This window comes from Polaromonas sp. P1_F4 (genome assembly GCF_056405675.1).
In genome coordinates, this window is sequence record NZ_JBFUBP010000008.1 from 234,248 (window position 1) to 255,534 (window position 21,287).

The 21,287-nt window shown below is 62.5% G+C and carries 23 protein-coding genes; 15 read left to right on the forward strand and 8 right to left on the reverse strand.

All coding sequences use genetic code 11. The annotated features are described in order from the left end of the window. Positions 1-53 precede the first annotated feature (53 nt). A complete protein-coding gene (gene creD / locus AC1DYQ_RS17130; protein WP_477687778.1) occupies positions 54-1,430 on the forward strand; it encodes a cell envelope integrity protein CreD in 1,377 nt (458 codons plus the stop codon). A 14-nt stretch (positions 1,431-1,444) separates the two neighbouring features. Here creD and creC read toward each other — a convergent pair whose 3' ends face one another. The 4 genes from creC to AC1DYQ_RS17150 all read right to left on the reverse strand — a co-directional run bounded on the left by creC (position 1,445) and on the right by AC1DYQ_RS17150 (position 5,094). After that, entirely contained in the window at positions 1,445-2,842 is a 1,398-nt protein-coding gene (gene creC, locus AC1DYQ_RS17135) for a two-component system sensor histidine kinase CreC (protein ID WP_477687779.1), read from the reverse strand. Between the two features lies 1 nt (position 2,843). Further along, positions 2,844-3,545, reverse strand: a complete 702-nt coding sequence (creB, locus tag AC1DYQ_RS17140) for a two-component system response regulator CreB (protein WP_477687780.1) — start codon at positions 3,543-3,545, stop codon at positions 2,844-2,846. Between the two features lie 17 nt (positions 3,546-3,562). Next, a complete protein-coding gene (locus tag AC1DYQ_RS17145) occupies positions 3,563-4,195 on the reverse strand; it encodes a MarC family protein (RefSeq protein WP_457281681.1) in 633 nt (210 codons plus the stop codon). 152 nt (positions 4,196-4,347) lie between these two features. Further along, on the reverse strand, positions 4,348-5,094 hold the full coding sequence (locus AC1DYQ_RS17150) for an SDR family oxidoreductase (protein ID WP_477687781.1): 747 nt from the start codon (positions 5,092-5,094) through the stop codon (positions 4,348-4,350). A gap of 94 nt (positions 5,095-5,188) precedes the next feature. Here AC1DYQ_RS17150 and AC1DYQ_RS17155 point away from each other — a divergent pair, with 94 nt between their 5' ends. The 4 genes from AC1DYQ_RS17155 (at position 5,189) to AC1DYQ_RS17170 (ending at position 8,273) form a co-directional block, all read left to right on the forward strand. Next, the gene (locus AC1DYQ_RS17155; protein ID WP_477687782.1) at positions 5,189-5,797 is read left to right on the forward strand and encodes a DsbA family protein; all 609 of its coding nucleotides are present in this window, start codon (positions 5,189-5,191) and stop codon (positions 5,795-5,797) included. A 73-nt stretch (positions 5,798-5,870) separates the two neighbouring features. Beyond that, positions 5,871-6,560: a dienelactone hydrolase family protein gene (locus AC1DYQ_RS17160; protein WP_477687783.1), complete on the forward strand. Its 690-nt coding sequence runs from the start codon at positions 5,871-5,873 to the stop codon at positions 6,558-6,560. Positions 6,561-6,628: 68 nt separating this feature from the next. Next, positions 6,629-7,477 carry an amidohydrolase family protein gene (locus AC1DYQ_RS17165; protein WP_477687799.1) on the forward strand — a complete coding sequence of 283 codons (849 nt, stop codon included), beginning with the start codon at positions 6,629-6,631 and terminating at the stop codon, positions 7,475-7,477. Between the two features lie 133 nt (positions 7,478-7,610). Next, positions 7,611-8,273 carry a glutathione S-transferase family protein gene (locus AC1DYQ_RS17170; RefSeq protein ID WP_477687784.1) on the forward strand — a complete coding sequence of 221 codons (663 nt, stop codon included), beginning with the start codon at positions 7,611-7,613 and terminating at the stop codon, positions 8,271-8,273. A 4-nt stretch (positions 8,274-8,277) separates the two neighbouring features. On the opposite strand, the gene AC1DYQ_RS17175 is transcribed toward AC1DYQ_RS17170, so the two are convergent. From AC1DYQ_RS17175 to hemB, 4 genes are all read right to left on the reverse strand, one after another. Beyond that, entirely contained in the window at positions 8,278-8,838 is a 561-nt protein-coding gene (locus AC1DYQ_RS17175) for a DUF1003 domain-containing protein (RefSeq protein WP_477687785.1), read from the reverse strand. Positions 8,839-8,878: 40 nt separating this feature from the next. Continuing rightward, entirely contained in the window at positions 8,879-9,637 is a 759-nt protein-coding gene (locus AC1DYQ_RS17180) for a DUF72 domain-containing protein (protein ID WP_477687786.1), read from the reverse strand. A gap of 49 nt (positions 9,638-9,686) precedes the next feature. Further along, on the reverse strand, positions 9,687-10,802 hold the full coding sequence (locus AC1DYQ_RS17185) for a magnesium transporter CorA family protein (RefSeq protein ID WP_477687787.1): 1,116 nt from the start codon (positions 10,800-10,802) through the stop codon (positions 9,687-9,689). 113 nt (positions 10,803-10,915) lie between these two features. Continuing rightward, positions 10,916-11,932, reverse strand: a complete 1,017-nt coding sequence (gene hemB / locus AC1DYQ_RS17190; protein WP_477687788.1) for a porphobilinogen synthase — start codon at positions 11,930-11,932, stop codon at positions 10,916-10,918. A gap of 460 nt (positions 11,933-12,392) precedes the next feature. On the opposite strand from hemB, the gene AC1DYQ_RS17195 reads away from it, so the two are divergent. From AC1DYQ_RS17195 to AC1DYQ_RS17240, 10 genes are all read left to right on the forward strand, one after another. Next, on the forward strand, positions 12,393-12,821 hold the full coding sequence (locus AC1DYQ_RS17195; protein ID WP_477687789.1) for a CopD family protein: 429 nt from the start codon (positions 12,393-12,395) through the stop codon (positions 12,819-12,821). A gap of 92 nt (positions 12,822-12,913) precedes the next feature. Next, entirely contained in the window at positions 12,914-14,074 is a 1,161-nt protein-coding gene (locus AC1DYQ_RS17200; RefSeq protein WP_477687800.1) for a VanZ family protein, read from the forward strand. Between the two features lie 161 nt (positions 14,075-14,235). After that, a complete protein-coding gene (locus AC1DYQ_RS17205) occupies positions 14,236-14,508 on the forward strand; it encodes a DUF2798 domain-containing protein (RefSeq protein ID WP_477687790.1) in 273 nt (90 codons plus the stop codon). 51 nt (positions 14,509-14,559) lie between these two features. Then, the gene (locus AC1DYQ_RS17210) at positions 14,560-14,898 is read left to right on the forward strand and encodes a (2Fe-2S) ferredoxin domain-containing protein (protein ID WP_457281670.1); all 339 of its coding nucleotides are present in this window, start codon (positions 14,560-14,562) and stop codon (positions 14,896-14,898) included. A gap of 115 nt (positions 14,899-15,013) precedes the next feature. Continuing rightward, on the forward strand, positions 15,014-15,655 hold the full coding sequence (locus AC1DYQ_RS17215; protein ID WP_477687801.1) for an alpha/beta hydrolase: 642 nt from the start codon (positions 15,014-15,016) through the stop codon (positions 15,653-15,655). A 68-nt stretch (positions 15,656-15,723) separates the two neighbouring features. Further along, positions 15,724-16,941 (forward strand): D-alanyl-D-alanine carboxypeptidase family protein, encoded by a 1,218-nt coding sequence (locus AC1DYQ_RS17220; RefSeq protein ID WP_477687791.1) that lies wholly within the window; start codon positions 15,724-15,726, stop codon positions 16,939-16,941. A gap of 379 nt (positions 16,942-17,320) precedes the next feature. Continuing rightward, entirely contained in the window at positions 17,321-17,698 is a 378-nt protein-coding gene (gene rpsL / locus AC1DYQ_RS17225) for a 30S ribosomal protein S12 (protein ID WP_092130055.1), read from the forward strand. A gap of 226 nt (positions 17,699-17,924) precedes the next feature. After that, positions 17,925-18,398 (forward strand): 30S ribosomal protein S7, encoded by a 474-nt coding sequence (rpsG, locus tag AC1DYQ_RS17230; RefSeq protein WP_011481226.1) that lies wholly within the window; start codon positions 17,925-17,927, stop codon positions 18,396-18,398. Between the two features lie 222 nt (positions 18,399-18,620). Beyond that, entirely contained in the window at positions 18,621-20,723 is a 2,103-nt protein-coding gene (gene fusA, locus AC1DYQ_RS17235) for an elongation factor G (RefSeq protein ID WP_457281667.1), read from the forward strand. A 146-nt stretch (positions 20,724-20,869) separates the two neighbouring features. Continuing rightward, positions 20,870-21,287: GTP-binding protein (locus AC1DYQ_RS17240; RefSeq protein WP_477687792.1), on the forward strand; the 418-nt coding region annotated here is incomplete at its 3' end.

Genomic DNA, 21,287 nt, shown 5'->3' on the forward strand with positions numbered 1-21,287 from the left:
GCCCTCACACAGGATTTGCACACTTCCCTTCGTTGTTCAAACGAAAGGAATTCATGAAACAAAAATTCTTCGCGCTGGCCCTGGTGGTGGTTTTGCTGGTCCTCGCGCTGTTCCAGATCAGCGGCGTGGTGCGCGACCGCCAGACCTACCGCCAGATCGCCATCCAGAGCGTGGCCCAGAGCCTGGCCGGCCCGCAGACGCTCACCGGCCCGCTCATCCACCGGGCCTGCACCGAGGAGTGGGACGTCAAGTATGAGGACAAGAAAGTGCAAACCGAGCGGCGCGAGTTCACACTGGTGGCCGCACCGGCTTTGCTGACCGTCAAGGGCGGCAGCAAACTCGAGGCGCGCGCCCGCGGCCTGCATGCGACGCAGGCCTTTAATCTCAAGGCCGACATCGTGGCCGAATGGACCGACACCGCAGCGCTCAAGCCCGTGGCCGAACACGCCGGCTCACGCATGAACTGCGGCCAGCCGCTCTTGATGATGGCGGTGTCCGACTCGCGTGGCATACGCCATGCCAGCGTCAAGATCGGCGAGCAGGTGCTGGCGCTCAAGCCCGGCACCTTCTACGGCAGCTACCCGCGCGGCGTGCATGCGCCGCTGTCCATGGCCATGATGGGCATGGCGCCGCTGCAGGCGCAGCTGGCACTGGAACTGGTCGGCACTGAAAGCATTTCAGTCGTGCCGCTGGGCGGCGACACCCGGGTGCAGCTCACGTCCAACTGGCCGCACCCGAGTTTTGGCGGGCAGTTTCTCCCGGTGGACCGCAAAGTGACGGACCAGGGTTTTGAAGCCAGCTGGCGTGTCAGCTCGCTGGCCAGCACGGCGCAGCAGGAGGTGACACAGCCCGACCCGGGCAAGCGCAAGAGCGTTTGCCCGCCTTACAGCGATGGTTCGGCCACCAACTCCTGCGTGGAGGCCTTCAGCGTGACCTTTGTCGACCCCTCCAACACCTATGCGCTCAGCGACCGGGCTACCAAATACGGCCTGCTGTTCATCGGCCTGACTTTTTTGGCCGTGGGGCTGTTTGAATTCATGAAGTCACTGCGCGTGCATCCGATCCAGTACCTGCTGGTGGGTGCTGCCATGAGCATGTTCTTCCTGTTGCTTGTGAGCCTCTCGGAGCACATGCCCTTTGAAGCTGCTTATGCGATTGCAGCCGCCGCCTGCGTGCTGCTGCTGACCTATTACGCCAGCCACATGCTGGGCCGCTGGTCGCGCGGCCTGCCTTTTGGCCTGGGCATCGCCACGCTGTACGGCATGTTGTTTGTGCTGCTGCGGATGGAGCAAACAGCCTTGCTGCTGGGTGCAGTGGCCTTGTTCGCCGTGCTCGCGGCCATCATGATGCTGACGCGGCAGGTGGATTGGTATGCACGGTTCAAACAGGTTGAAGCGGTCAAGCCTGAGCCGGCAAAGGTGGCCGCGTGATGCGCGCGCCGCGGCTAGAAATGCAGCTCGACCCGCAGCCCTGGCTGCGTGTTGCGAACCACCATGCGCCCGCCGTGCAGCAGCATGATCTGCCGCACGATGGCCAGCCCCAGGCCCGAGCCTTTGGTGTGTCCGTCGGGCCGCACGGTCGAGAAAAAGCGCTCACCCAGGCGGGGCAGGGCGTAGTCCGCCACGCCGGGCCCGGCATCTTGCACGGCGATGAAGTCTGGCCCCGCTTCCAGGGTGATCGCAGAGCCCTCGGGTGCGAACGAGCGCGCGTTTTCCAGCAGGTTGCTCAGCGCCAGGCCCAGGAGGCCGGGCTCCGCATGCACGCCGGCATGTTCCGGACGGATTACGACTTTGATCGCATGCTGGGTCCGGCCGGCGCCGGTCTCCAGCTCAAAAGACTGGAGGAAGCCGGCCCACGCAAGGCGCTCGCGCTCTACCTGTGCATGGCGCTGCTCCAGCTTCGTCAGCTCGAGCATGCGGTCCACCAGCGCCTGCATGCGGCCGGACTGGGCCAGTACCTGCCCGGAAAACTCGCGGCGCGCGTGTTCGGGAAGCTCGTCCTGCAAGAGCTCGCCTGCGCTGCGGATCGCGGCGAGCGGGCTCTTGAGCTCATGGGTCAGGGCGCGCACGTAATCTTCTATGTACTCGTGGCCCTCCAGCTTCAGGCGCATGGCATCGACTGCCATGGCCAGATCGCCAAGCTCGCCCGGTATCTGCGGAACCGCGGGTTTCTCGCCCTGGCCGACGGCGTTGGCATAGCGGCGCAGCTTGCGAATGCTCCACACCACCCACAGCGTCACGACCACACCGATGGCCAGCGACAACACCAGCAACAGCAGGCCGCTTAGAAAAATCTTCCGTTCGGCCCGGTCGATGAAGGCCTGGATGGTGGACATCGGTTTGGCGACGGTCAGCACGCCGATGATTTTGCCGTCCTGCTGCACCGGCGCGGCGACGTACATCACGGAGCTGCGATCGTCCTGCTGCACTTCACGGGTGGCGCGCGCGCCGTACTCGCCGCGCAGCGTGCGGGCCACATCGCGCCAGCGCGAATAGTCCTGGCCGGTCGCCGCGTTCTCCGAGTCAAACACCACCTTGCCGGCGGCGTCGGTCACGTACACCCGGAAGTCCAGCGATTGCTTGGCCAGGCCCCAGATCTGCGCGTCAATCGGCCGCTGCGCATAGTTGCGCACGTGGCCGGCGAAGCGCCCGTTGGCGATGGCGCCGGCCGACAGGTCGTCGCTGGCGAGCTCGGCCAGGATGTTGGCTGTGTCCACCATCATGTCTTCCATGACCTCGCGCACGCTGGGCTTGACCTCGGCCATGAAGACGCGCAGTACAAAAAAAGCCGCAAGGCCCGTGACCAGAAAAAAACCGAACAGCAGGCGTATGCCCAGGCGCATGTCAGCTGCCTTTGGTGCGGTTGATATCCAGGGAGTAACCCATGCCGCGGTGTGTGACGATGTAGTCATGCTCCGGCGCTGCTTCCTGCAGCTTGGCGCGCAGGGTCTTGATATGGGTGTCTACCGTGCGGTCCGTGCTGTCCGAGTCCGTGCCCCAAACCGCAGTGAGCAATTCATCGCGTGAGCGGATGCGTTCGCGGTGGCGCAGCAGCTCTGCCAGCAGGCCGAACTCGCGGCGCGTCAGGTTGAGTGGGAGGCCGTGCAGGTTTGCGCGTTGGCCCGCGGTGTCAATCACGAAAGGACTGGCGCCAGCCGGCGCCGCTGCAGGGGCAGGCATGCGCGCGCGCCTGAGCAGGCTGCGCACGCGCGCCAGCAACTCGCGCGGACTGAAGGGTTTGCTCACATAGTCGTCGGCGCCCAGTTCCAGCCCGAGCACACGGTCGATCTCCTCGCCCTGCGCGCTCAGCATCAGCACCGGCAGGCTGCCTGCGGCGCGCAGTTCGCGGCACAGATCGAAACCGCTGCCGTCGGGCAAGCCGACATCCAGGATCACGGCGTCGGGCAGCTGCAGCGCAAGCTGGCGGCGCGCATCGCCCAGCAGCAGGCTGTGTGTCACGCTGAGGCCGTCGCGCTCCAGCGTGTAAATGATGGACCGGGCAATCGCCGGGTCGTCTTCCACCAGCAGGATGCGTGCACCAGCCATCTAGGTTCAGCGGGTGTTCAGGAACGCAGGATGGGAAAGAGCTTGCCAAGGCCGCCGGCCATCACCTCGACCGCCAATGCGGCCAGGATCAGGCCCATCAAACGTGTCATGACGTTGATACCGGTCTTGCCCAGCACGCGGGCAATCGGCTCGGCCAGCGAAAAGCTGATGGCAGTCACCAGCGCAATCACCACACCGTAGCCGACCAGCGCGGCAACCTGCAAGGCCGTCTGGGCCTTCTCGGCGTAAATCACCACGGTCGACATGGTGGCCGGGCCGGTCAGCAGCGGAATGGTGAGCGGCACCACGGCGATGCTGGCGCCGCGCGCGGCCTTCTCGGCGCCGTCTTCCATTTCATTGGTCAGGGGCTTGGCTTCGGCCGGCTGCGCGTTCAGCATGTTCATCGAGCTGATGAGCAGCAGCATGCCGCCGCCGACCTGGAAGCTCGCCAGCGAGATACTGAAGAAGTCCAGGATCTGCAGGCCCAGCAGCGCGCTGATGGCGATAACGACAAATGCCGAAAAGGCTGCCACCAGGATGGTGCGGCGGCGCTGCTCGTCGGAGAAGCCCTGCGTGTAGTGGATAAAAAACGGCACGATGGCCAGCGGGTTGACGATGGCCAGCAGCGTGACAAGCGGTTTGAAATCCATCGTTTTTCCTTAGAGGCAATTCAAGTGGCAAGCCCAAAAGCGGTCTGCCCAACAAATTCCAGCAGGGGCCGCGGAACCGGCTTCGCCGGGCCGCAGGCGCAGCGCCCCCTCGGGGGGCAGAGAGCTACACGCAGTGAGCGAACGTGGGGGCACTACCTCCCTCCGGCGACGTCGAGCAGTGCACCTGTTGTATAGCTCGCATTGTCGCCGAGCAGCCAGACAATCGACTCCGCCACTTCGCCGGCGGTGCCCGGCCGCTGCATCGGCACCAGCGGCGCCAGTTCACGGGCCCGGTCGGGCAAGCCGCCCGAGGCGTGGATGTCGGTGTCGATGATGCCCGGACGCACGCCGTTCACACGAATGCCTTCGGTGGCCACTTCCTTGGCCAGCCCGACCGTGAAGGTATCGATGGCGCCCTTGGCGGCTGCGTAGTCCACGTACTGGCCTGGCCCGCCCAGCCGCGCTGCGGCGCTCGAGACGTTGACGATGGCGCCGCCCGCACCGCCGTAGCGCGTGCTCATGCGTTTGACGGCTTCGCGCGCGCAGAGGAACGAGCCGAACACATTGATCTCGAACATGCGCCGCACCCTGTCCAGCGTCATGGCGTCAACGCGGCTGGTGCGGTCCACCACGCCGGCATTGTTGACGAGGCCGTCCAGCCGGCCGAGTTTGGCGTCCACTTTTTCAAACATGGCCAGCACCTGTGCCTCATCGGCCACGTCGGCCTGAACCGTGATGGCCTGGTCGCCGCCCTGGCGGATTTGCCGCACCACTTCGTCGGCTGCCAGCGAGTTGCTGGTGTAGTTGACGGCCACCGCCCAACCCTGGCGTGCCGCGAGCAGGGCGCATGCGGCGCCTATGCCGCGCGAGCCGCCTGTAATCAAAACAACTTTTGACAAACCGGACCTCCTGCAGAAAATGGCAATCCCGGGTAAAAACGGGGATTGCATCGGGTCAATGTACTTGAACGGGCCCCCAAAACCGGAGACGATCATGAGCACCGTTGTGGATTATTACTTTACGCCGCAAAGTCCATGGACTTATCTGGGCCACGAACGCTTTGCGCAGATCGCCCGTGCGGCGGGCGCTACCGTGAATGTGCTGCCTATCGATCTGGGCGGCAAGGTGTTTCCCATCTCGGGCGGGTTGCCGCTGGCCCAGCGCGCGCCGCAGCGCCAGGCCTACCGCTTGCTGGAATTGCAGCGCTACTCAGACTACCTGCATGCGCCGCTGAACCTCAAGCCCAAATATTTCCCGGTGTCGGGCGATGAGGCCTCGCGCCTCATCATCGCGGTGAACCTGCACGACGGCACTGAAGCCGCGATGAAAATCGGTGGCGCGATCTTCAGCGCCGTGTGGGTGCGCGAGCGCCATATTGCCGACGAAAAAGTGTTGGCCGAGCTGCTGGCCGAATGCGGCTTGCCGGCCGGGCGGCTGGAGCAATCCTTCAGCCAGGCGGTGCAGGAGCGCTATGAAGCCAATACCCAGCAGGCGATCGACGCCGGCGTGTTCGGCGCACCCAGCTATGTCATCGACGGTGAACTGTTCTGGGGCCAGGACCGGCTCGATTTTGTGGAGCGAAAGCTCCAGGCCGGGGCATAAACCGCTGGCCGTTTCCCCTCCAGTTTCCCCCCTCATCCATACCGATCAACCAATTCAGAGGAGCATCCATCTCATGGGGCAATTCACCAATCTCACCGCCGCCGACCGCTTCGTCGTGCCGGCTTATGTGGCACAACCCGAAGGCAAGCCGCGCGGCGGCATCGTTGTTGTGCAGGAAATTTTCGGCGTCAACTCGCACATCCGCGGCGTGACGGACCGTTTTGCGGCGGAAGGCTACCTGGCAGTGGCGCCCGCCACGTTCGAGCGTGTCAAGCCCGGCGTCGACATGGGTTACAGCGAGGCGGACATGAAGATCGGCTTCGAGCTGAAAACCGCTGTCACCGCGCTACCGGGTGCCGGTGTGCTGCAAGACATCCAGGCGGCGATTGACCACGCGGCCAAGGCCGGTGGCGGCAAGGTCGGCATCATCGGGTTTTGCTGGGGCGGCCTCTTGACCTGGCGTGCGGCCTGCCTGCTCAAGGGCCTGTCCGCAGCCGTTCCCTACTACGGCGGCGGTATCACGGCCGAGGAAGAAATCGCGCGCCAGCCGAAATGTCCGGTCATGGCCCATTTCGGTGACCAGGACCACTGGATCCCGATGGAAGGCGTTGAAGCCTTCCGCAAGGCGCACCCGGAAGTCGAGGTGCATGTGTACCGGGCCAACCACGGCTTCAATTGCGACCAGCGCGGCTCCTACAACGAAGCGGCGGCGAAGCTGGCACGCGAACGTTCGCTGGCGTTCCTTGCCGCCGAGCTGGCCTGACCGTGCGCCCTGTCTCCGGATTCAAGCCTTTTTGGGTTGTGGCCCTTTGCAGATGTGCGCGAGTAGCTATTGTTTTGATAGCGTTTTCGGCGGCGGCCCGCGCGGCCGACTACGCCGGTCCGTTGTTTGACACGCACCTGCATTACAACGAAGAAGCCTGGAACGGAAACAGTGGTCCACACGCGCCGGCTGATGTTCTTGCGCGCATGAAGCGCAACGGCGTGAAGGCCATCGTCGCCAACTCGCGGCCCAACGACGGCACCAAGTCGCTGGCCGCCATGCCGGAAACCCGCCAGGCAGGCGTGACGGTGGTGCCTTTCATACGCCTGTACCGCAACCGCGCCGACTACGACAACTGGTTTCGTGATGAGTCCATTTACGAGATGGTGCAGGCCGAGTTTGCCCGCGGCGTCACGGGCGACCAGGCGGGGCCGTACAAGGGCATCGGTGAATTTCATTTGTACGACAGCGCCAATGCCAACGGACCCGTGGCCAAAAAGTTGATGCAGTTCGCTGCGAAGAACAAGCTGGCCGTGCTCTCGCACGTAGACGACACGGCGATCGACCTGCTGATGGCCCACGCACCAGATGCACGGCTCATCTGGGCGCACACCGGCATAGGCGGTGTGCCGATCCCGCGCGTGGAGGCGCTTTTCAGCAAATACCCGCAGCTGATGGGTGAGCTGTCTTACCGGCCGGGCCTCACATGTGAAGGCGGCAAGCTGTGCCCCGAGTGGCGCGCACTGCTGCTCAAATATCCCGGCCGCTTCATGATCGGCTCCGACACCTGGGTCAACCAGCGCTGGCTCTATTACGACGATCTCATGAAGGGCTACCGCACCTGGCTGGGCGACCTGCCTGCCGACGTGGCCCGCAAGATCGCCTGGGGCAATGCCGCCGGTATCTTCGGTCTGTAAAACTCACCCCCGTCCAGGCTCACTGCGTGTAGCCTGTTCCCCCCTCGAGGGGGCGGCGCCTGCGGTCTGGCAAAGCCAGTCCCGCGGCACCTTGCTTGCAGATCGGGGAGGAGCGTGCGGCAAAATACGCCAGATGTACCAGCTTCATTTCTCTCCCAGCTCTGCCGCCATGGCGCCTCACATCCTGCTCCAGGAACTGGGCGTGCCGTTTGAAAAAGTCCTCGTCGACACCAGCACCGGCGCGCACCGGTCGGAGGCTTACCGCAAGCTCAACCCCAACGGCCTGATCCCGACGCTGGTCGACGGTGACCTGGTGCTGTATGAAACCGCCGCGATCTGCCTGCATCTGTGCGATACGCATCCTGAAGCCGGTCTGGCCCCAGCCGTCGGCACCACCGAGCGCGCGCATTTCTACAAATGGTTGATCTGGCTGACCAACACCATGCAGTCGGCGCTGATCATTTATTTTTACACCGACCGCTGGATGAACCCCGGCAACGACGCCGGCGTAGCCGAGTTGAAGTCGCATGCCGAAGCCAAAGTCGGCCTGATGCTGGACCAGCTGGACGCAGAGCTGGCAAGGCTGGAGAAAATTCATGACCAACCGTGGCTGTTGGGTGCGGCGTATTCGGCGGTAGATATCTATGCGCTGACGCTGTGCCGCTGGACGCGCAACTTTGCGTCGTCGCCGGCGCGCAACCGGCCCCACCTCGGCCCCTACCTGCAGCGTGTGCTGGCGAGGCCTGCCGTGATCAAGGCCTTCCATGCCGAAGGGCTGGCCCAGCCTTGGGTCTGAGTCTCTAGCCTTTTGCCGCCAGCGGGTTGTCGCGCTGCGCCTGCTCGATCTGGGCGACCAGCTTTTCGGGGTCGGTGTTTTCCTTGAGGATGGGAATGTCCGGGTCGCCCTCGATGTTGGCGCCTACCTTTTTGGCGATGCGTTCCAGGATCTGGATCATCTTGGTGTTTTCCTGCTCGGTCAGCAGGTTGATCTGCAGGTCCAGCTGGTTGCGCCTGTCGCTGATGCGCAATTCATAGTTCTGGCTGATCAGGATAAAAGACGAGAGGAAGATAGCTTCCAGCGACACCATGAGTGTCAGGAAGGTAAAGGGGTAGGGGTCGAAATGCGCCAGCCCCGGCCATGAATTGAAGCTGATCCAGAACGCAAACGCAGCCACGTGCATCCAGACAAAAGGCATGGAGCCGCAGAAGCCGGCGACAAAGGCGGCGATGCGGTCAGCCCGGCTGCGGTTGGCCAGTGCCGTTTCTTCCACGCGCCGCATGGCTTCGACATTTTCGCGCGTCAGGTCATCGGCGCAGGTTGTATGGCCGTTCAGCGCCTTCTTGCCGGCTTGATTGCTCATGGGACATCCTTTTCGGGGTGCTGCTACCCACTCCTGCAGGTCAGCTTCGTGCCAGCTTGCCGGTGAGGAGAAGCGCGTCGGGCACTGCAGCGCCGTTGGCCGTATTGTCAAAGATGCACCAGACGCCGGCGTCGGACGCCGCCGCAAGCTCAAGCCGGACGGCAAGCGTATCCAGCACATCGGGTGCATAGGCCGAGTAATACATCTTCGGCGACCCATGCAGCCGCACATAGACCAGGCCGGGGTGTCCACCCGGCTGGGCGGCTGTGTCAAACAGAACCGGGTCGGCCAGGACGCGGGCCACCTTCATGGCCTTGAGCAGGTCGTCGGCCGCTGGTGTGAACCAGCTGGCATGGCGCGGCTCCAGCGCAACGCCGCCGGCATGGCGTTGCCGCAGTGCGGTGAGGAAGCCCGTGGCCGTTGCTGGATCAAAAGCCAGGCTGGGCGGCAGCTGCACCAGCAGGCAACCGAGCTTGTCGCCCAGGCAGCGGACCTGTGCCAGGAAAGTGTCCAGCAGGGCATCGCAGCGGCGCAGCCGTTGTTCGTGCGTGATGGCTTTGGGCAGTTTGACGGAAAAGCGGAAATGCGCCGGTACAGTGGCCGCCCACCGCGCATAGGTGGCTGGCTGGTGCGGGCGGTAGAAGGAAGAATTGATCTCGACCGCATTAAAACGGGCGGCGTAGCGCTCAAGGTGGCTGCCGTCCGGCGGGAATTCGGGCCAGGTGTCGCGCGGCAGGCTCCAGCCTGCGCAGCCAACCTTCACGCCGCAAGGATGGTGAGGCCGGGTTTCAGGCTGCATGGCGGCAGATCGCGGCAGTGGCTTTCGGGAACCGTTTGCGGGCGCCGTGTCAGCGGCGCGTCCTGGCCAGGTACTGCTTGCGCCAGAACACCGTGGCGACCACCACGACGATCAGGACCATGACCCCGAAGGTCCACCAAAAACCGGTGGATGCGTGAAGAAAGGGCATGAACTCGAAGTTCATGCCGAAGAACCCGGTGATCAGGTTCAGCGGCAGGAAGATGGCGGTGAGCGCCGTCAGCGTGCGCATGATGTCGTTGGTGCGGTTGCTTTGCGCCGAGAAATGCATCTGCACCGCGGTTTCGGCGCTTTGCTCCATGCGGCGCACATGGTGCACCACACGCTCGATGTGCTCGAGCACGTCGCGTGAGCGGATCTTGAGCAGCTCGCGCTCGCGCACTGCGGCGGGTGTGCCGCCTTCGGGCCAGGTTTCAATCGAATCGATCCAGTCCTGCAGCGCAGCCCGCTGGTCTTCGCAAATCTCATCGAGGTGGTGCATGGCCAGCCGCGCATCGAGCACCGAGCTCCAGTTGGTAAAGCGCGTGCCGGGCCGCAGCAGCTCGGATTGCCAGTGGTCGAGCTGGCGCGTGAGCTCGCGCCGCAGCTCGAGGTAACCGTCCACCATCTGGTTGACGATGCGCAGCATCAGGTCGGCGGGGCTGGCGGGCAGCTTGACGCCGCTGGAGCGCGACTCCGCCGTGGTCGCATTGAGCAGGCGGGTCGCGTAAGCATCGCGCACCGCGCAGTCGGCGGGGTGCACCGTCAGCACAACCTTGTCAAACACGGCAAAACCGACCGGGCTGGTGTCGATGCGCTTGAGGACCGGCGGGCCGCTGCGTTTCATGCGCTCGTGCAGCGGTTCGCCGGGCTGGCTGAGGTCGGTTTCGCTTTGCCCGGCCGCCAGGCGGCGGAACACCAGGATGTCGTACTGCGAGGTGTAGTCGTAGTGCGAAGGGAGCTGGTTGTTCAGCAGGTCGGCCACATGCAGGTCGACCAGCTGGGTGCCGCACAGCGTTTGCAGCGCCGCCTGGACCTGCGCCTGCATCACCTCGAACTCGCGGCGGGCGCAGGCAATCCAGACAAAACCCTGCGCCGGCAACTGGGCCGGCAGGGTATCTGTCTCGATGATGCCCTGGGTGCCGGAAGCGATGGTGAAAACGCGCATGAAAGCCCTTTTTATCCTTGTTTTGAGGTATTAATCGGCATTTCGACCAAGCGGGTCGGGCGCTGGCAGCTATGATTTTAATAGCGGTTGGCGCGCAACACCTGCCGCCCGGTTCAGCCTTGCCGCAGCTTGCGGGCAGCGTCGATGGCGAAATACGTCAGCACACCGTCGGCGCCGGCGCGCTTGAACGCCAGCAGGCTTTCCATCATCACGGCGTCGTGGTCCAGCCAGCCGTTTTGCGCGGCCGCTTTGATCATCGCGTATTCGCCGCTGACCTGGTAGGCGAAGGTGGGCACGCCGAATTCGTCTTTCACGCGGCGCACCACGTCCAGGTAGGGCATGCCGGGTTTGACCATCACCATGTCGGCGCCTTCGGCGATGTCCATGGCCACCTCGCGCAGCGCTTCGTCGCTGTTGCCCGGGTCCATCTGGTAGGCCTTTTTGTCGGCCTTGCCCAGGTTGTTGGCCGAACCGACCGCGTCGCGGAACGGGCCGTAGAACGCGCTCGCGTACTTGGCGCTGTAGGCCATGATGCGGGTGTGGATCAGTTTTTTGGCCTCCAGTGCCTGGCGGATGGCGCCAATGCGGCCGTCCATCATGTCGCTGGGCGCGACCATGTCCACCCCGGCTTCGGCCTGGCAAAGCGCCTGCCGCACCAGCATGGCCACCGTCTCTTCATTGAGGATGTAACCGTTTTCATCGGGCAGGCCGTCCTGGCCATGCGTGGTGAAGGGGTCCAGCGCCACGTCGGTCATCACGCCCAGGTCGGGAAAGTGCTTCTTCAGTGCCCGCACCACTCGCGGGATCAGGCCATCGGGATTGGTGGCCTCAACGCCGTCATAGGTCTTGAGCGAAGCATCCACGACCGGGAACAGCGCCATCACCGGAATGCCCAGCTTCACGCATTCCTCCGCCACCGGCAGCAGCAAGTCAAGGCTCAGCCGTTCGACGCCAGGCATCGACGCCACCGCCTGGCGCTGCTGCTGGCCGTCCACCACAAAGACGGGATAAATGAGGTCGTGCGGGGTAAGTGCGTGTTCACGTACCAGGTTGCGGGTGAAGGCATCACGGCGCAAGCGCCGCGGGCGCCCGGCGGGGAAGGGCGCGAAGTTGGGGGCGTGCTGTGTCATGCGCAAATTGTGCCAAAGGTTGATCAAGGCCTGAAAGTATTTGGCTGGGCGTCATCTGCTATCTATGTATATATGGAGACATGCTTGGTGCCGCGCCATTTCGGAGGTGGCAGGCTTTACATGGAATTACTTAGTTAACTTATGAAATCATTGCCAATGCGCAGCCAGCGTGGTTAGAATTGCTACGTGTGGTTACCAATTTGGCAACTGCATCCCGCTTTTCCTCCCTGAGCGGGGCCTTTGCGTGTGACAGCAAAAAGGCTTACCAGCCCGGTTGGCCCAGTGCCATCCGGGCATTTTTTTGGCCCGTGGCCACGGCGCCGCTATCGTCTCAAGGGATGGGTGCGGGTTTTAAACCAGCATGAGCCGCGGAACCGGCTTTGCCGGGCCGCAGGCGGGCGGCCCCCTCGGGGGGCAGCGACCCACACGAAGTGGGGGAGCGTGGGGGCTACACTTCCTTATGCTCTGGGTCAAATCACTCCACATCGTTTTCATCGCCAGCTGGTTTGCCGGGCTGTTTTACCTGCCGCGCATTTTTGTGAACCTGGCCATGGTGCCGCCGGAAAGCGTGGCCGAGCGCGAGCGGCTCATATTGATGGCACGCAAGCTCATGCGTTTCACCACCATCCTGGCCGTGCCCGCTTTGGGCTTTGGCCTGTGGCTGTACCTGGGTTATGGCATAGGCCGCGGGCCCGGCAACGGCTGGATGCATGCCAAGCTCGCCGTCGTGGTGCTGGTGATCGGCTACCACCACGCCTGCGGCCGCCTGCTGGCCAGGTTCGTCAACAATCACAACAGCCGCAGTCACAAATGGTTTCGCTGGTTTAACGAAGTGCCGGTGCTGCTGTTATTGGCAGCAGTCATCCTCGTCGTGGTCAAGCCCTTCTAAGGTCACAACCGGGCGCAGCAGTGAAAAAGAAGGCCCCTCCCCAACCAGCAGACGCGGTCGAACCGGCTTCGCCGGGCGACTCGCGTCGTCCCCTGCAAGGGGAAAAGGCACTACACGAAGCGAAGCGTAGTGAGAACGATAGGGGTGTTCACAAGACCACCGCCTGGCCGCTGTCCCTGGCAACCATTTGCCTGGTCATCTACGCAAGCCTTTACCCCTTTGCCGACTGGCGCGACCAGGGCATTTCACCCTTCAGGTTCCTGACAGCGCCCCTGCCGCAGTACTGGACCGGCTTTGATGTGGGCGCCAACCTGTTGGGCTATGCGCCGCTGGGTTTCCTGCTGGCGCTGTCGGCACTGCGCAGCCGGCGCATTTCCTGGGCTGTGACAGTGGCGGTGCTGGTCAGCGCGCTGTTGTCGCTGGCAATGGAAACGCTACAAAGCTACCTGCCTTCGCGCATTCCCTCCAATGTCGATCTGGCGCTCAACACCACCGGCGCGTGGCTGGGCGCGTGCTGTGCGTGGGCGCTGGAAAAAGCCGGCATCGTCGACCGCTGGAGCCGCTTTCGGGCGCGCTGGTTCGCGCAGGATGCGCGGGGCGCGCTGGTGCTGCTGATGCTCTGGCCGCCCGCGTTGCTGTTTCCTGCTTCCGTGCCCCTGGGGCTGGGGCAGGTGTTCGAGCGGCTGGAGGCTGCGCTGGCCGAGGTGCTGACCGACACGCCTTTCCTCGAATGGATGCCGGTGCGCGACATGGAGCTGCAGCCGCTGGTGCCGATTGCCGAATTGTTGTGCGTGGCGCTGGGCGCGCTGATTCCCTGCCTGCTCGGCTATTGCGTGATCCGCACACTCTGGCAGCGCGCGGCGTTTTCGGCGGCCATCATCGCGGTCGGCATTGCCGCATCGGCGCTGTCGGCCGCGCTGAGCTACGGTCCGGACCACGCCTGGGCCTGGCTGGACCTGCCGGTGCAGGTGGGCGTCGGATTTGCCGTTGTGCTGGCGGCGCTGCTGCTGCCTGTGCCGCGCCGGGGGGCTGCCGCGCTGGCGCTGCTGGCCCTCACGGTTCACCTGGGGCTGCTCAACCAGGCGCCCGCTGATCCGTATTTCGCACAAACCCTGCAAACCTGGGAGCAGGGCCGCTTTATCCGTTTTCACGGCCTGGTGCAGTGGCTGGGCTGGCTATGGCCGTATGCAGCTTTGCTGTATGTGCTGGTACGGCTTTCAGGGCGCGAGCCGCGCGTTGATGTGCGCCGGTGATTTGCCTCTGCTAATATTGGCCTGCGATCTCCCTCAAGAGTTGCCGTAAGCGTTTACGTCAATCAACGCGCCTACTACCGCCGGCCATGCCGGGGTTGTGTTTCCGGCATGCCATCGGCTGCCGGAAAGGCGCCTTGACTGGACGGCTTATGGAACCCTGTATGAACTCTTCGAAATCTTCATCGCGCACCCTTTTCGGTTTCACAAAACTCCCCGCCCGCAGCGCGCGCTGGGTCACACCCTTGCTGCTTTCCGTGTTGATGACCTGCATCGTGTCCATCATCAGCACGCTCAAAGGCGTAGGCATCACGCCCGGGGTCCTGCGCATCTGGCTTAGCGCCTGGGCGCTTTCCTGGGTCGTTGCATTCCCGACCCTGCTGCTGATGCTTCCGCTGGTGAAAAAGGCGACAGCGTTGGTCGTTGAGGTGCCTTGACCGCCGGAGCAATGGGAACCATATCCAGCACACATCCACTAAAGTCACACCATGCCTGAACAAAATTCCTATTACGAACGCCATGTCTTCTTTTGCCTGAACCAGCGCGCCAACGGCGAAGACTGCTGTGCCGACCACCGCGCACAGGAAGGCTTTGACCGCTGCAAATCGCAGGTGAAAGCCGCGGGGCTGGCCGGGCCGGGCAAGGTCAGGGTCAACAAGGCTGGCTGCCTGGACCGCTGCGCAGCCGGTCCGGTGGCGGTGGTCTACCCCGAAGCGGTCTGGTACACCTATGTCGACGCCAGCGACATTGATGAAATTGTCGAGTCGCACCTGAAAAACGGCAAAGTCGTCGAGCGCCTGCTGGTGCCCGCGCACGTCGGGCGGTAGGTCGGGGGAAGGCCACTATTCTCGAAATTCGCATCTTTTGACCTTCCGGCCCAATAGGAACGGGCGCAAGCAGCTCCTTATTTGATAGCAACCTGTTTGAATGGAATCCATCACCGTGAATTCGCAGACCCGCAAATCGACCATCCAGGGCCCAGCCGGCGCGCTTGAAATTGCCGTAGACCTCCCCGCCGCCGGCCCGCGCGGCGTGGCGGTCATTGCGCATCCGCACCCGCTGTTTGCGGGCACCATGGACAACAAGGTGGTGCAGACGCTGGCCCGGGCCTTTGTGCAATGCGGATGGACCGCCGTCCGGTTCAATTTCCGCGGTGTGGGTGGCAGCGCCGGCAGCCATGACGAAGGCCGGGGCGAACTCGAGGACTTGCTGGCCGTGGTGGAACATGCGGCACCGGCCAGCAGCGGCCAGGTGCTGGCACTGGCCGGGTTTTCGTTCGGCGCTTTTGTCACCACCCACGCCTTTGAACGCCTCAGCGCAGCCCGCGATATTGAAAAACTGGTGCTGGTCGGCACCAGCGTGACCCGCGCGCCTGCTGCACCCATCGACGAAGCCGCGCATCTGAAAACCCTGGTCGTGCACGGCGAGCACGACGACACGGTGCTGCTGTCCGCCGTGCTGGACTGGGCCCGGCCGCAAGCACTGCCTGTTACCGTTGTGCCGGGGGGAAGCCATTTCTTTCATGGACAATTGCCCCTGCTGAAAAATCTCGTGGTTCGCCACCTGTCTTCGCCCTCCGCCTGATGCTGTTTGCCAGGCGCTCCCTGACCCAGACCCTTACCCCTTCACCGAATTTCACTGAACCCCTACTGATGCAAGCTTCACTCAAGGCCCTCCGCGCCGCCCCCAGCCTGCGCGCTTTTGCCGCCACCGTGTTCCTGGTTTTCTCCGCAGCGCTGCCCGTGGTGCATGCCCAGGTGCCGCAAGCGCCCGAAATCGCCGCACGCTCTTATTTGCTGCTGGATATCACCGCCAACCAGATCCTGGCGGCCAAGGACATCGATTCGCCGGTGGAGCCTGCATCGCTGACCAAGCTGATGACCGAATACCTGGTGTTCGATGCGCTCAAATCCAAAAAGATTGACCTGAAACAGACCTTCCCCGTCAGTGAGCGCGCCTGGAAGATGCCCGGCTCGCGCATGTTCATCGACCCGAAGATGCAGGTGCCCGTGGAAGACCTGATCAAGGGCATGGTGGTGCAGTCCGGCAATGACGCCACCATGGCGCTCGCCGAAGGCGTGGGCGGCTCGGCCGAAAACTTTGTCCGCCTCATGAACGAGCAGGCCAAGGCGCTGGGCATGAAGTCCACGTCCTATAAAAACCCGGAAGGCCTGACCGAGCCCGGCCACACCACCACCGCGCGTGACCTGAGCATCCTGTCCACCCGGCTGATGCAGGATTTCCCTGATTACATCGGCTATTCGGCGATCAAGAAGTACCGCTATCCCGGCACGCCCGCGGCCAACGACACCAACCGCAATACCCTGCTGTTCCGCGACCCGACGGTGGACGGCCTGAAAACCGGCCATACCGACGCCGCCGGCTATTGCATGATCGCCACGGCAAAGCGCGACTTTCCCAACCTGGGCGCTGCCGGCGCGCCGGGCGGGCGCCGGTTGCTGGCCATCGTGCTGGGCACCGTGAGCGACAGCGCACGCGCCAATGAATCGCAAAAACTGCTGAATTGGGGCTACACGGCCTATGAAGCCGTGAAGCTGTTCGACGCCGGCCAGGCTGTGGTTACCCCGTCGGTCTGGAAAGGCACCTCCTCGACCGTGAAGCTGGGCCGTCCGCAGGCCATCGTGGTGGCCATCGCTGCCGGTGGTGCTGCCAAAGTCAAAACCCAGGTGGCGCGGCCCGACCCGTTGGTGGCGCCGTTTGCCAAGGGCCAGGCTGTTGGCACGCTGAAGGTCACCCTGGGCGACAACCCTAGCCCGGTGGCCGAAGTGCCGTTGGTGGCGCTGGAAGCGGTGGGCGAGGCTGGCATCCTGGGGCGTGCTTGGGACGCCATCCGGCTGTGGATTAAATAAGACGAACACGCGGTGGGTGGCGTGGCTAAGGCCGCGCTCCCCGCCGCTACGGCCGGCCGTCGCTTGCACAGCCCTTGCCGTGACCTTTTTTCTCCCCGCGCTTTGGCCGGGAATGCAGAAGCCTGCCCCCCAAAGCGGCTCTTCGCGAATCAAACGCCTCCTGGGTGCCATCAAATTCGGTGGGAGTGGGTACTAACATCCCCACTTTGGGCGCCGGATTACCTGTTGTCAGCTCCTTCATGCGTCCTGGCCGCGCGTTCTGCTTGAGGGATTCCCCTATCCGGTTTATACTAGAAGGCTTTTCCGCTTTCGTGGCGGGAAATATTTGTGGCCGTATCAACACGGTAAATTAGTTTTCAGACGTTTAGGGACGTTTTCAATGCCAACCATTAATCAGTTAGTCCGTCAGGGGCGCGAGGTCGAAAAGATCAAGTCCAAGAGCCCTGCGATGGAAAATTCTCCGCAGCGCCGCGGTGTGTGCACCCGTGTGTACACCACGACGCCTAAAAAGCCCAATTCCGCTCTGCGTAAGGTTGCCAAAGTGCGCCTGACCAACGGTTTTGAAATCATTTCCTACATCGGCGGCGAAGGCCACAACCTGCAGGAACACAGCGTGGTGCTGGTTCGCGGCGGTCGTGTCAAGGACTTGCCCGGTGTGCGTTACCACATCGTCCGTGGCTCGCTCGACTTGCAAGGCGTGAAAGACCGCAAGCAGTCGCGTTCCAAGTACGGTGCGAAGAAGCCAAAGGCCAAATAAGCCAAGCCGGCTCGGGTTTTTCTCTTCACTGAGAGCTCGCGCCAGAAGAAGTTGTCACAGAAGTCTGTGATAGTTCCTTCAAAACAAGGTGTTTCATTCGCCCTGGCAGGTGTCTGAAACGAAGTGACCCAAGTGCAAATAGTTGCACCGGTCGAGTAAGTGAGGGTTTTGATAACTCTCGCGGTGTTGCCAAAAGCAATGCCAACTGAAGCAAAGAGGTGAAAAAATGCCACGTCGTCGCGAAGTCCCTAAACGTGAAATTCTTCCTGATCCAAAATTTGGCGATGTTGATCTCGCCAAGTTCATGAACGTGATCATGCAAGGCGGCAAGAAGGCCGTCGCAGAGCGCATCATTTATGGCGCGCTCGACTTTATCGAGAAAAAGAACCCCGGCAAAGATCCGCTTGAGGCTTTCCACATGGCCATCGGCAACATCAAGCCCATGGTTGAAGTGAAATCGCGCCGCGTCGGCGGCGCCAACTACCAGGTGCCGGTTGAAGTGCGTCCTGTCCGCCGTATGGCTCTGGCCATGCGCTGGCTCAAGGAAGCCGCCAAGAAGCGTGGCGAGAAGTCCATGTCTTTGCGTCTGGCCAATGAGCTGATGGAAGCGACCGAAGGCCGCGGCGGCGCCATGAAAAAGCGTGACGAAGTTCACCGCATGGCAGAAGCCAACAAGGCGTTCAGCCACTTCCGCTTCTAATTTTCGATTGCAGTAATTGCTGCGCTGAATTGACGGGTTGCTGGTTGGTTTCAAGGTGCTGGGTGCCTTGATTGCCGGCCGTTCAACCCCAATTTCTGCCAGCCGGGTGTGGTGCACAACACCCTTCCCGGCCAGCAGACGCGTAGAAGAAATGAAGGATGCCCGGACTGCGGGCAGTCCTTCAACGAGTCTTTGTTCGTAACCCCGAACTGAAAGTAATTTATGTCCCGCGCTACCCCCATTTCACAATACCGCAACATCGGCATTTCCGCGCACATTGATGCCGGCAAGACCACCACCACCGAGCGGATCCTTTTTTACACCGGCGTGAACCACAAGATTGGTGAAGTTCACGACGGCGCTGCCACCATGGACTGGATGGAGCAAGAGCAGGAGCGCGGCATCACGATTACTTCGGCTGCCACCACCTGCTTCTGGAAGGGCATGGACACGTCCCTGCCTGAGCACCGCATCAACATCATCGACACTCCGGGTCACGTGGACTTCACGATTGAAGTCGAGCGCTCCATGCGCGTGCTTGACGGCGCCTGCATGGTGTACTGCGCCGTGGGTGGCGTTCAGCCCCAGTCGGAAACCGTCTGGCGCCAGGCCAACAAGTACAAAGTTCCCCGCCTTGCGTTCGTCAACAAGATGGACCGCACCGGCGCGAACTTCTTCAAGGTCGTCGAGCAGATGAAGCTGCGCCTGAAGGCCAGCCCTGTGCCCATGGTGATCCCCATCGGCGCTGAGGAAAGCTTCACCGGCGTGGTCGACCTGCTGAAAATGAAGGCCATCATCTGGGACGAAGCCTCGCAAGGCATGAAGTTCACCTACAGCGATATTCCCGCCGAGCTCGTCGAGCTGGCCAAGGAATGGCGCGAGAAGATGGTCGAGGCTGCTGCCGAGTCGTCTGAAGAGCTGATGAACAAATACCTTGAAGAAGGTGATCTGACCGAAGCTGAAATCAAGCTGGGCATCCGCACGCGCACCATCGCCAGCGAAATCCAGCCGATGTATTGCGGTTCCGCCTTCAAGAACAAGGGCGTGCAGCGCATGCTGGACGCCGTGATTGAATTCATGCCGTCGCCGATCGACATTCCGCCTGTCAAGGGCATGGACGAAGATGAGGCGCCTGTCACCCGCAAGGCTGACGACGAAGAGAAATTCTCTGCGCTGGCATTCAAGCTGATGACTGACCCGTTTGTGGGCCAGCTCACCTTCGTGCGCGTTTACTCCGGCGTCCTGAAAAAGGGCGACAGCGTTTACAACCCGATCAAAGGCAAGAAAGAGCGTATCGGCCGTATCGTGCAGATGCACGCGAACAACCGCGAAGAAGTCAGCGAAATCCGCGCCGGCGACATCGCCGCCTGCGTGGGTCTCAAAGATGTGACCACTGGCGAAACCCTGTGTGATCCGGATGCCATCGTCATGCTCGAGCGCATGGTGTTCCCTGAGCCCGTGATTACGCAGGCTGTGGAACCCAAGACCAAAGCCGACCAGGAAAAAATGGGCATCGCGCTGCAACGCCTGGCCCAGGAAGATCCGTCTTTCCGCGTCAAGACCGACGAAGAGTCCGGCCAGACCCTGATCGCCGGCATGGGCGAGCTGCATCTGGAAATTATTGTTGACCGCATGAAGCGCGAATTCGGCGTGGAAGCCAACGTCGGCAAGCCGCAGGTGGCTTACCGTGAAACCATTCGCAAGACGGTGGAAGACGCAGAAGGCAAGTTTGTGCGCCAGTCCGGCGGTAAGGGCCAGTACGGCCACGTCGTGCTCAAGATCGAGCCCAACGAAGCCGGCAAGGGTATCGAATTCGTCGACGCCATCAAGGGCGGTGTGGTTCCTCGCGAATACATCCCCGCGGTGGAAAAGGGCATCAACGAAGCCGTCACGTCCGGCGTGCTGGCTGGCTACCCTGTGGTCGACGTCAAGGTCACGCTGCACTTCGGTTCGTACCACGATGTGGACTCGAACGAACTGGCCTTCAAGATGGCTGCCATCTTCGGTTTCAAGGAAGGCTGCCGCAAGGCCAGCCCCGTGATTCTGGAGCCCATGATGGCCGTGGAAGTTGAGACGCCTGAAGACTACGCCGGCAACGTCATGGGCGACTTGTCGTCACGTCGCGGCATGGTGCAGGGCATGGAAGACATGGTTGGTGGCGGCAAGGCCATCAAGGCTGAAGTGCCGCTGTCTGAAATGTTCGGTTATTCGACCACGCTGCGTTCGATGTCGCAGGGCCGTGCTACATACTCCATGGAGTTCAAGCACTACTCTGAAGCTCCGCGCAACGTGTCGGAAGCCATCATGGCTTCGCGCGCCAAGTAAGTAACGTCAGCTGCCGGCCCGTGTGGGGCGGCAGCTTTTTTTCCTTGTCTGCGATTGTGTGCCACTTTGTACCCGTGCGAAGTGAATCAGCAACACAGTGCAGACGTTAAACCGTACACGGGCATGTTCTTTATCTGGAGAGAAAAATGGCAAAAGGCAAATTTGAGCGGACCAAGCCGCACGTCAACGTAGGCACGATTGGCCACGTGGACCATGGCAAGACAACGCTGACGGCGGCGATCACGACCGTTCTGGCATCCAAGTTCGGCGGCGAAGCCAAAGGTTACGACCAAATTGACGCGGCGCCCGAAGAAAAAGCGCGCGGCATCACGATCAACACCGCCCACGTCGAGTACGAAACGGCCAATCGCCACTACGCCCACGTCGACTGCCCAGGCCACGCCGACTATGTGAAAAACATGATCACCGGCGCTGCCCAGATGGACGGCGCCATTTTGGTGTGCTCCGCCGCTGACGGCCCCATGCCCCAGACCCGCGAGCACATCCTGCTGGCCCGCCAGGTCGGTGTGCCTTACATCATCGTGTTCCTGAACAAGTGCGACA